Origin of the sequence: Pseudomonas sp. P129, from assembly GCF_020312195.1 — a bacterium.
GTDB classification, from domain to species: domain Bacteria; phylum Pseudomonadota; class Gammaproteobacteria; order Pseudomonadales; family Pseudomonadaceae; genus Aquipseudomonas; species Aquipseudomonas fragariae.
Genome location: NZ_JAGPYS010000001.1, coordinates 617,856 through 629,461, shown reverse-complemented (window position 1 = coordinate 629,461; position 11,606 = coordinate 617,856). Strand labels below are relative to the sequence as shown.

Genomic DNA, 11,606 nt, shown 5'->3' with positions numbered 1-11,606 from the left:
GCAGCCTCAGGCAGAGGCTTCGTAGGAGGGGTAAAAACAGAAGTACTGTCGCAACAGCTGCACAAACTCCAGATACTCTGCAGAAACCTGACACAATTGAAAACCGGAGTCATAACTGCCAGGTGTCTCGTCTTCGTGACACCAGAGGCACTTGGCGCTCACATCGATGGGCTGTCCGATATTGCCATTCGGCAGTTTCAGACACAGATCGAACCTCGCCCCCACCAGGATCGGCAGGCTGCTGATAAGCATCAGCCCCTCACCGGAGACATTCCCCAGACACCCCACCAGCTTGCCGGTATGACGATTGAAAACCTGCAGATAATCCTGCAGTTGATGGCGTTCGATTTTCCGCTCTTTATACATGGCAGGCTGCCTTCCGGGACCGATGCTGCGACCACGCAACACTGTGTGTTCGTTGCGGATGTCGAATACGCTGCACGACAGAGGCTATCCAGGAAACAGTCTCGACCCGGAGCCCTGCAGCTCGTCCGCTTAATGACCTCAGACTAGCTCACAATTAGTCGAAATCCACCCGAACACAGCACCTTCCATTCAAACGAGGGTAATTATTTCGATACGGGAGCGTTTCGAACAGGTACAGGTATGGGTCTGGCAGGTTGAGCCCTGGGGTAAAGGCCTGTTTGTGCCAGCGTGTCGAGTCTGGCGCGTGCGCGGAAGGCGTATTCACTTTCCGGATACTGCGCCATCAGGAATTGATAGGTCTGTGCCGCATCGACATACAATTTCTGTCGCTCCAGGCACTGGCCGCGCAACATCGACACTTCCGGCTGGACATAACGGCGCGAGCGGCTCTGGCGTTCGACCTTGGAGAGATCGAGCATCACCCGATCACAGTCACCTTCCTGATAGGCACGGTAGGCGTGATCGAGGTTGGAATTCATCGCCCAGCGGGTGCAACCGCTGAGCGCAGTCAGTAATACAACAATCGTTACAATACGCATGGGACTCTCCTGTTCTCTGCCCTGTATCGGCGTCACGGCCTGTTTCTTCAGGCCAATAGAGCGCCGGTTGTCAGCCGATTGCCCTCCCCGACCCTGACACGGTAGTGCAAAGGAACAATGACTAAAGACCCAGACAGGAGTAGCCTCTCGCTGCGCTTCAATTAAGGAGTTTGTGCATGACCGTTCGCCGCACCAAAATCGTCGCCACACTTGGCCCTGCCAGCAACTCGCCGGAAGTCATCGAGCAACTGATCCTTTCGGGTCTGGACGTTGCTCGTCTGAACTTCTCTCACGGTACTCCGGACGAGCACAAGGCTCGCGCCAGGCTGATCCGCGAAATCGCCGCCAGACACGGGCGCTTCGTCGCTCTGCTGGGCGACCTGCAGGGTCCGAAGATCCGTATCGCAAAGTTCACCGACAAGCGAATAGAGCTGAAGGTCGGTGACAAGTTCACCTTCTCCACTGCTCATCCGCTGACCAGTGGCAACCAGCAGATCGTGGGTATCGATTACCCGGATCTGGTCAAGGATTGCGGCGTAGGCGACGAGTTGCTGCTCGACGATGGTCGCGTGGTCATGCGCGTCGACACCCAGACCGCTAACGAACTGCACTGCACCGTGCTGATCGGTGGTCCGCTGTCCGACCACAAAGGCATCAACCGTCGTGGTGGTGGCCTGACGGCGCCGGCACTGACCGAAAAAGACAAGCAGGACATCAAGCTCGCTGCCGAGATGGACCTGGACTACCTGGCCGTTTCCTTCCCGCGCGACGCCGCCGACATGGAATACGCCCGCCAGCTGCGCGACGAATCCGGTGGTACGGCCTGGCTGGTGGCCAAGATCGAACGCGCCGAAGCCGTTGCCAACGACGAAGTGCTCGATGAACTGATCCGCGCCAGTGATGCGGTCATGGTCGCTCGTGGTGACCTGGGCGTTGAAATCGGTGATGCCGAACTGGTCGGCGTACAGAAACGCATCATCCTGCACGCCCGTCGCCACAACAAGGCGGTGATCGTCGCCACGCAGATGATGGAGTCGATGATTTCCAGCCCGATGCCGACGCGTGCCGAAGTGTCCGACGTGGCCAACGCCGTGCTCGACTACACCGACGCCGTGATGCTGTCGGCCGAAAGTGCTGCAGGCTCCTACCCGATCGAAGCGGTTCAGGCCATGGCCCGTATCTGCATCGGTGCTGAAAAGCACCCGACCGGCAAGACGTCCAGCCACCGTATCGGTCACTCGTTCACCCGTTGCGATGAAAGCATCGCGCTGGCGGCCATGTACACCGCCAACCACTTCCCGGGTGTGAAGGCGATCATCGCACTGACCGAAAGCGGCTATACCCCGCTGATCATGTCGCGCATCCGCTCTTCGGTGCCGATCTACGCGTTCTCTCCGCACCGTGGTACTCAGGCGCGTGCCGCGATGTTCCGTGGTGTCTACACCGTGCCATTCGACCCGGCAGCCCTGCCGCCAGGTCAGGTCAGCCAAGCCGCAGTCGACGAACTGCTCAAGCGTGGTCTGGTCGAGCAAGGTGACTGGGTCATCCTCACCAAGGGCGACAGCTACCACACCATCGGCGGCACCAACGGCATGAAGATTCTGCACGTTGGCGACCCGTTGGTCTGATCGCAGCACGCTGCAAGCCAAGGCCCCGTCTCGCAAGAGCCGGGGCCTTTTGCGTTGGGTCAGCCTTGCGAATTTTGTGATTATCGTGTCGAAGAACGAGAACTGTAACTGGCGTGCCTCTTAATCCCGCGCCACAAACACATCAGCCAGCAATTGATTACGCGGCAGCCCCGCCAGATAAAGGCGCTTGGCGAACATCTCCACGCTGTCGGCACTGCCGCACACCAGCGCCATCGCGTGCCGCGACATCAGGCGCAGTTCAGCCAGGGTTGCCTGTAGCGTCTGCGGGGTAACCAGCTGAACATGCACTTGGGAATAACGTTCAGCCAGGGCGTGCAGTTCATCGGCCAGATAGTGCTCCTGGCTGTCGCGGGCCAGGTGAATCACGCGTATCGCGCCTTGATGGTCCTGACGCAGAGCCTCGCGCAGCACGCCCCACAAGGGGCCGAGCCCGGTGCCGGCGGCCAGCAGCAACAAGGGCTTCTCCTGCCAGTCCGGGTCGTAACGCAGCGCACCGCCACGCAGCTCGCCGAGCCTCAGGGCATCACCGACCTGCAACTGGCGGGCAACGTCACGGAAGGCCCCGGGCTGCTGGCAATCGACATGAAACTCCAGAAACGCATCCTCACCGGGAAGGCTCGCCAGCGAGTAAGGCCGTGCAACACCGCTGTCAGTCCACAACACCTGGTGCTGCCCGGCGCTGTAGCGCAAAGGTCGCGCAGGCTCCAGACGCAAACGCAGCACCGACGCAGAGAGCCAGTCGCAGCCTGCCACTGTGGCAGGCAGGCCATCACGCTGGGGGTCAAACACCTCGACAGCCAGATCCCCCGTCACTCGGCACTGACAGGCAAGCCGCCAACCCTGCTGGCGCTTTTCGGCAGGCAGCGCGTCGGGCAACGCGTCTTCAGGCTCGCCCTTTACGACGCGCACCAGGCACGCATGGCAACTGCCGGCACGACAGCTATAAGGGACCGGAATACCGGCATGGTTCAGGGCGTCGAGCAGATTGCTGGCCGATGTCACCGACCAGCTAAGCTCACCCACATGCAATTGAGGCATCAAAACGGCCTGTGCAGAAAATAACGGCGATTGTACAGACTGGCCTGTCGGGCGGGTTATACTGCCGCGCCTTTTTGCGCCCGCTATCGCCAACCTGACAGCTCTGGTTCAAGCCGCAGTTCCAGACTGCCGCCGATAGCGTAATTGAATGTTCCCGTCCTTACAGAGGAGCGCGCCGCATGACCGTGATCAAGCAAGACGACCTGATTCAGAGCGTTGCAGACGCACTGCAGTTCATTTCCTATTACCACCCCGTGGACTTCATCCAGGCCATGCACGAGGCGTATCTGCGTGAAGAGTCGCCTGCCGCTCGTGACTCCATCGCCCAGATCCTGATCAACTCGCGCATGTGCGCGACCGGTCATCGCCCGATCTGCCAGGACACCGGCATCGTCACGGTTTTCGTGCGCGTGGGGATGGATGTTCGCTGGGACGGCGCCACCATGGGCCTGGACGACATGATCAACGAAGGCGTGCGTCGCGCGTACAACCTGCCTGAAAACGTGCTGCGTGCCTCGATCCTTGCCGATCCGGCAGGCGCTCGCAAAAACACCAAGGACAACACCCCGGCCGTCATTCACTACTCCATCGTCCCGGGTAACACCGTGGAAGTGGACGTCGCGGCGAAAGGCGGCGGTTCGGAAAACAAATCGAAGATGGCGATGCTCAACCCGTCCGATTCGATCGTCGACTGGGTTCTGAAAACCGTACCGACCATGGGCGCAGGCTGGTGCCCACCGGGCATGCTCGGCATCGGCATCGGCGGCACCGCAGAAAAAGCCGCGGTCATGGCCAAGGAAGTGTTGATGGAATCCATCGACATTCATGAGCTTAAAGCCCGCGGCCCGCAGAATCGTATCGAAGAGATGCGTCTGGAGCTGTTCGAGAAGGTCAACCAGCTGGGCATTGGCGCTCAGGGCCTGGGCGGTCTGACCACCGTGCTCGACGTCAAGATCATGGATTACCCGACCCACGCCGCGTCGCTGCCGGTGTGCATGATCCCCAACTGCGCCGCCACCCGCCACGCGCACTTCGTGCTCGACGGCAGCGGCCCTGCTTCGCTGGAGGCGCCATCGCTGGACGCCTACCCGGAAATCGTCTGGGAAGCCGGCCCATCGGCCCGCCGCGTCAACCTCGATACCCTGACCCCGGAAGAAGTACAAAGCTGGAAACCGGGCGAAACCGTTTTGCTCAATGGCAAGATGCTCACCGGCCGCGACGCGGCGCACAAGCGCATGGTCGAAATGCTCAACCGGGGCGAAACCCTGCCGGTGGACCTCAAGGGTCGCTTCATCTACTACGTCGGCCCGGTTGATCCGGTGCGCGAAGAAGTCGTCGGCCCGGCCGGCCCGACCACGGCCACCCGGATGGACAAGTTCACCCGGCAGATCCTCGACCAGACCGGCCTGCTGGGCATGATCGGCAAATCCGAACGCGGCCCGACCGCCATCGAAGCGATCCGTGACCACAAGGCCGTGTATTTGATGGCCGTTGGTGGTGCTGCCTATCTGGTGGCTCAGGCGATCAAGAAATCCCGCGTCGTGGCCTTCGCCGAGCTGGGCATGGAAGCAATCTACGAGTTCGAGGTCCAGGACATGCCGGTAACCGTGGCCGTCGACAGCAACGGTGAGTCCGTACACATCACCGGCCCGCAGATCTGGCAGAAGAAGATCAGCGACAGTCTGGCGGTGGAAGTGCAGTAAGCACCGGATAAAACCCGTCTCATTGAGGCGGGTTTTATCGTTTATGGTCAGCGCCAGGTTTGCGCCGCGCCGCTTTTTATAGGCCGATGCAGCGGCATCCTCCTGGCCATTTGGTCGGCGAAGGTAAACGGCTGCCATCCTCGATAACGTTCGAACTCTTGCCACTGGGCCATGCTTTCAGAGCAGACTCAGACCGATGCCGTCATACCCATCGGGTCTGCATATAGCTCCTGCACTCGGCTTCCTCATATCGCTCGCTTCCTTCACTCGTTATATTAGTTAACACACTCGTACCTGAGTGAGCAGCAAAAAAGCTGTCATCATTAAAAGTAACAGTGTGCTTACTCTCCCACTTGTTCTCTAAGATCCAGGCGCCAAAGTGCAGAGTGCGCATAGGAAAATATGAGCAGCGCCCAGGTGTCTGCGTTACGTAAAAGCAGGTTGCTCCTGAGTGTTTTATCGGTCTGCAGTTTTTTTTCGACATCGCTGGCGTGTGTGCTGCCGACGAGTGACAGCAACGTTTTTTTGGAAACGTTTTTTTCAGAGGTTGTGGCGAGCTTTTTGTCATGCAACCCTGCTCCGACTTCGTAGGCTTCCTCCGAGGTGTCTTGGCTATTAGGATTTATGGTGTGTCCTTTTCGATAGTAATAGAAATCTTCAGTGTTTAGCTTTATATGTGAAAGCTCGTGAATAAACGTCATGGCCATTACTTTTTTTGATTCTTTTAGCCCTGCTTCCGTGAAAAATATTCGCTCGTGAGGGTCACCCTTCATGACAAAAGCAAGCTCAGTGGGCACCTTGCTTTTTACAACCACCAGCTGCTCGGCATTTTCATTTTTGTAACTGATTGCAGCGGCATGAAGGGTTCTGACGTTGTTTAATAGCACATCATGGTTAGAATCCTGCCCCCCCAGTATTTGATCTGCCAGCGCAGAGGCGTTAGCGAGCTCGGGGTTCTCCAGTGCCTTGATCGCCTCGGCAGTCGCTGTCACTGCATAATCAATTGCGTTTCTTAACGTACCCGCTGTGTCACTATTATTTTTTTGAAGGTCCGTAAGCCCGCGGCTCAAAATAGGCCCCCTCTTTAAACGCACCTCTAATTCTGTCATGTCGTATTTTGTTTTGTATTTCGCGAGTCCCGATGCATCTCGGTAATTAACAGGTGAGTTTGCGATGAACTGATAAAGATTCAACCCATCCACATCCCCCGCCGGGTCCGGATTGATCCACCTTTGCAACCACGGCGCGTAATACCTGAACCCGTAATAATAAAGCCCGCTGGCATCGCGTTCTTTACCCGAGTAACGAACTGTTTTGTACTTGGCTTCTACTGAACTGCGCGCCGCCCACCAGGCCGTGCCGCCAAACGGATAATAACTTTCCTGGCTGATCAGGCCGCCTTGCTGATCAAGCTCCAGCGTGCTCGAGCCCAGATGATCACCCAGGCTGTAACGCACCTGATCGTTCGCAACAGCATCTGGTTTTCCCGCTTCCCAGTGCAACACCCGCACGCTGTTGCGACCCGCCTGAGTATTAATAACGTGAAGGGTTTCGCCATCGGCTGTGGTGCGGATTTCCAGCCCCGGCAGGTAGCGCACTTCGTTGGTCAGTGTGCGACCTAATGCCTGTGCGGTGCTGATCTTGCGACAACGCTGACCCTGCCCATCGTAGATATAACGCTCTTCATCGTTCGGCTGGTCTTCACGTTGCACGGTGGTGATGTGCTGCAACTGATTACGCGCATCCCAGCTCATGGTCTGCCCACGCACGAGTTGCAACAGGTTGCCGTTGGCGTCGAAACTTGTGGCGAAATCCACTTCTCCTTCATCGTCGGGCAGGCTGCGATTGCTGTCGGGATCAACGTGCATGTTGCGGGTGAAGTTGTGCGCGCCCTCGTGGCGCATTTGCAGCAGATTACCCGCAGCGTCGTAGCGGTAACGCTGTGTGTAGTTGCTGACCTGACACGGGTCATCCGTCGGCAGAGATTGCAGGCCCGGCAACGCCGGGCCATGGCTGGCACCGTTTCTGACTTCACGGCCGCTGGCTTCGATCAGCTGATACAGCGTGTCGTACTCGAAGCAACTGATCGGCTCGACGAGCTGGTTGTTGCAATAACGGTCTGGCTGGGACGCATCGTTGACCACCAGAACATTACCGACCGGGTCATAGCTGTAAATCAGCTTTTGCAATAGCGCGCCATCCGCCGCCATCGCGCTGAGCGCAGCGAGCCGGCTATCCTGCGGATCATATTGGAAGTGACTGACAACACCATTGCCGGCCGTTTCCTGCTCGACCTGGTCAAGCGCGTTGTAATGAATTTCACTGACCAGCATCTGCGACAGTGAGGCACCGGCCAATGTCAGTTCAGCCGCTTTCAACTGCCCAGCGACGGTCATGCCAAAGGCCTGTGTATTGCCCATGGCATCGGTCTGCCAGATCGCTTCGCCCAGCGCATTGACCCCACAGCGGGTTTGCAGCCCGACAGGCTCAAGCAATGCATCGCGCTCTGCTTCGCCCAGCGGCCAGTCCGGACTTTCAGGCGCTTGCAAAAAATGCCGTTCCTCACCCAGCGCAGCGCCAGGCAGGCCGTAATCATGCAGCAAACGCGAGCCTGCCGTATCGTCATGGCGAATCAGTTGATTGCATTGGTTATGCTCAGCGGCGTCGGCGCCACCGTAGGCCAGACGTTCCAAGACAAGCCCCTGCTCTGTCACAGAGACCGGGCGCAGCGAACTGTCGTATTCCATCAAGCGCTGCGTGCCTCGCCCGTCCCGGCTTTCAAGCAACTGCCCGGCCTCGCCCATCAGGTTCAGTCGCCAACCCGAGTCGACGCTTTCACTCAGCAAAGCTGCTCCGGACAGACTGAACCTGACCACCCGGTTTGCCGGGGTCTGCGTTTCGGTTTCCGAGCGACTGAACAGACGCGGATCACGACCGACAACCGGACGCCCTGCCCGGTCATAGCGCTGATGGGTCACCCGCGCGGCAAGAGGCTGCCCGGCCACAGTTCGACAGAACTGCACGCTACGCACAACCAGCGCACGCGGATCAATGACCACCAGTAGCGGCGTATTGCTGTGCACAATCGAGCTCATTACCTTCATCCATGAAAGTTTGATATGACCTTATTCCCGGCGATGGGAGTGCCGCAATAAAACTGTCAGCCTTGCCCATGCCGGATGTGCAGTTGGCATGGAAAGCCCACTGCCAGCATTATATCAATGCACCCCAGCTTCTCAGACGGCCTTTCACAGCCGACTCCGCAAGCATGAAACTTAACATTGCCAAGCTGTCTGCATTGTTCATCAATAGATTGGTGCGTACTTCAGGATCGCTCAAACGCTCGACTTTCAGGTCCTGCATGCTCTTGACCTTGAAAAGTCCCATGGCTCTCTCGGCACCTAGCACATTCTTTTGCATCATGCGCTCGACGCTTTGAAACATGTGCGGATTTTTGTAACCATAAGAATATTCTATTGCCGACTGAAGCCCGCCCTCAAGGTGCGTCAGGTAGCGCTCCTCACTTATAGCGGCTGCGTTTTCATCCCGTAAGCCGGGAGCCAGGTACCCGAAATCAAGAATTTCGTTGTTGCGGACGATGTGGGACACTTCATGCCCCAGTGTGATTGATGTACCCGCCACATGACGCGTTAAAAAGTCTTCTACTATAAATATGCGTTTATGCTGATCTTCGAGGTCAATAAATGCATCCGTCCCTGGATAGTTTTTCATCACAGCAATCTGATTGTACTGCTCCCCTCCTTCATCATATTCTTTCAGCATGGCCGCCGTTGCAGTGTATGTTTCAACCACCTCGCCAAGCCTCTCCTTGGCGCTGTCCCCCAACACATAACTCACCAGCATTTCAGGCATGCCCGCCAACGCCGGAGCGGCGAGAATTGTCGAGCTTTCATCCCAGGCAAGGTGACCGAGCTCGAAAGCCTTGTCCAGATAATTACTTTCAGTGTCTGGAAGCCTTGATATTTCGCTTCTACCACGTGCAAGGATGCTGGTATCAAGCAATACGTCACGCTCGACACTGTCTCGCCGTCCACGATAGTCGCCGGCGAGCCCAGAGGGGTCCACGCAAGCTGCCGGATTATTCCGAACCATTGCATAAAGATTCAACCCATCCACAGCCCCCGCCGGGTCCGGATTGATCCACCGCTGCAACCACGGCGCGTAATACCTGAAACCGTAGTAATAAAGCCCACTGGCATCGCGCTCTTTACCCGAGTACCGAACTGTTTTGTACTTGGCGTCCACTGCACTGCGCGCCGCCCACCAGGCCGTACCGCCGAACGGATAATAACTTTCCTGGCTGATCAGGCCGCCTTGCTGATCAAGCTCCAGCGTGCTTGAGCCCAGATGATCACCCAGGCTGTAGCGCACCTGGTCGTTCGCAATGGCATCTGGTTTTCCCGCTTCCCAGTGCAGCACCCGCACGTTGTTGCGATCCGCCTGAGCGATAACGACGTGGAGAATTTCTCCACTCGCCGTGGTCCGGATTTCCAGCCCCGGCAGGTAGCGCACTTCGTTGCTCAGCGTGCGACCTGATGCCTGCGCGGTGCTGATCTTGCGGCAACGCTGACCCTGGCCGTCATAGACATAGCGTTCGTCATCGTTCGCCCCGTCTTCACGTTGCACAGTGGTGATGTGCTGCAACTGGTTACGCACATCCCAACCCATAACCTGACCACGCACCAGTTGCAGCAGGTTGCCGTTGGCATCAAAACTCGTGGCGAAATCCACATCCTCGTCATCGTCGGGCAGGCTGCGATTGCTGTCCGGTGCAACGTGCATGTTGCGGGTGAAGTTGTGTGCGCCTTCGTGGCGCATTTGCAGCAGGTTACCCGCACGATCGTAGCTGTAATGCTGTCTGTAGTTGCTGACCTGGCAAGGATCGAGCGTCGGCAGAGGTTGCAGACCGGGCAGCGCCGGACCATGACTGGCACCGTTTCTGACCTCACGACCCGTGGCTTCGATCAACTGATACAACGTGTCGTAACAGTAGCGGTTTATCGGCTCGATACGCTGATTGCCGCAATACCGGTCTGGCTGCGAGGCATCGTTGATGAGTAGAACGTTACCTGCCGGGTCATAGCTGTAATTCAGTTTTTGCAGCACTGAGCCGTCAGCAGATAGCGCACTGAGTTCAATCAGCCGACCGTCCTGTAGATCATACACATAGCGACTGACCACGCCATTTCCTGCCGTCTCCTGCTCGACCTGGTTGAATGCGTCATAGTCAATTGCACTGACCAGCGTTTGCGGCTGTTCCGTATTGGTCAGGGTCAGTTCAACAGCGTGCAGTTGCCCCGCCGCACCGTAACTGAAACGCTGGACGTTACCGTTGGCGTCAGTCTGCGCCAGCGCTTCGCCCTGCGCGTTGAAAGCCCGGCGTGTCTGCAGGCCGACGGGCTCCAGCAGTGCATCACGATCAGGTTCGGCAAGTGGCCAGTCCGGGCGGTCAGGCGACTGCAGGAAACACCGTTCCTCACTCAGAACCCCGCCCGACAGTCCATAGTCCTGCAGCAGGCGCGAGCCTGCCGTATCGTCATGGCGAATCAGTTGATTGCACTGGTTACGCTCAGCAGTGGCGGGCCCGCCATAAGTGAAGCGCTCGGTCATTCGGCCTGATTCGTTGATCGCCAAAGGGCGCAATTGCGCGTCGTATTCGATCTGGCGCGGGTTGTCACGTCCGTCCCAGCCGTCGACTAACTGCCCCGCTTCGCCATTGAGGCTCACCCGCCAACCTGAGTCGACACTTTTCGATAGCAGCAAAGCCCCGGACAAACTGACGATTTGCATCAGGTTCACAGGCGCACAGACACCGTATTTCAAACGACTGGCAAAACGTGGATCGCGACTGGCGATCAGTCGCCCGGCCTTGTCGAAATATTGCTGCGTCACCCTGGCTTCAACAGGCTGATCATCAGCGCCACGATAGAACTGCACACTGCGTACCGGCAGGCCCCGTGAATCGCTGACCGCCAATTGCGGCGTATTGGTGTGCATGATCGAGTTCATCCTTGAAACCTCTATCCGCCGTTAGTGACGCCCTTCAACCATAACAGCAGACAAACGCAAGCACGCGGCTTGGTCAAGAACCAATAGGCATAACCTTTGGGTGGTCAATCGCCAATGAATATACCTTCAGCGGCGGGCGCTAATGCTTTGTTTTTATAGGAAATGCTTGGTGTTGCTGATGGTTGACTGACACTTTTGTCAGCTAGACGCGAGCGCCATGG

Annotated in this window: 7 protein-coding genes; 2 read left to right on the top strand and 5 right to left on the bottom strand. The window is 57.7% G+C overall.

Annotated elements, in window-relative coordinates:
* Positions 1–6 precede the first annotated feature (6 nt).
* A complete protein-coding gene (locus KBY02_RS02805) occupies positions 7–366 on the bottom strand; it encodes a PilZ domain-containing protein (protein WP_003406342.1) in 360 nt (119 codons plus the stop codon).
* A gap of 203 nt (positions 367–569) precedes the next feature.
* On the bottom strand, positions 570–965 hold the full coding sequence (locus KBY02_RS02800; RefSeq protein WP_003345370.1) for a tetratricopeptide repeat protein: 396 nt from the start codon (positions 963–965) through the stop codon (positions 570–572).
* A 176-nt stretch (positions 966–1,141) separates the two neighbouring features.
* Between KBY02_RS02800 and pyk the strand changes: the two genes are divergently transcribed.
* Positions 1,142–2,593 carry a pyruvate kinase gene (gene pyk, locus KBY02_RS02795; RefSeq protein ID WP_003345368.1) on the top strand — a complete coding sequence of 484 codons (1,452 nt, stop codon included), beginning with the start codon at positions 1,142–1,144 and terminating at the stop codon, positions 2,591–2,593.
* 120 nt (positions 2,594–2,713) lie between these two features.
* On the opposite strand, the gene KBY02_RS02790 is transcribed toward pyk, so the two are convergent.
* On the bottom strand, positions 2,714–3,652 hold the full coding sequence (locus KBY02_RS02790; protein ID WP_032654397.1) for an iron-sulfur-binding ferredoxin reductase: 939 nt from the start codon (positions 3,650–3,652) through the stop codon (positions 2,714–2,716).
* Between the two features lie 179 nt (positions 3,653–3,831).
* Here KBY02_RS02790 and KBY02_RS02785 point away from each other — a divergent pair, with 179 nt between their 5' ends.
* Complete coding sequence (locus tag KBY02_RS02785; protein WP_003406346.1) at positions 3,832–5,355, top strand: fumarate hydratase; 1,524 nt, start codon at positions 3,832–3,834, stop codon at positions 5,353–5,355.
* Positions 5,356–5,696: 341 nt separating this feature from the next.
* Here the strand turns inward: KBY02_RS02785 and KBY02_RS02780 are convergent, their stop codons facing one another.
* Both KBY02_RS02780 and KBY02_RS02775 read right to left on the bottom strand, forming a co-directional pair.
* On the bottom strand, positions 5,697–8,450 hold the full coding sequence (locus tag KBY02_RS02780) for an RHS repeat domain-containing protein (RefSeq protein WP_225649766.1): 2,754 nt from the start codon (positions 8,448–8,450) through the stop codon (positions 5,697–5,699).
* Between the two features lie 118 nt (positions 8,451–8,568).
* On the bottom strand, positions 8,569–11,385 hold the full coding sequence (locus KBY02_RS02775; protein ID WP_225649764.1) for an RHS repeat-associated core domain-containing protein: 2,817 nt from the start codon (positions 11,383–11,385) through the stop codon (positions 8,569–8,571).
* Between the last annotated feature and the right edge of the window lie 221 nt (positions 11,386–11,606).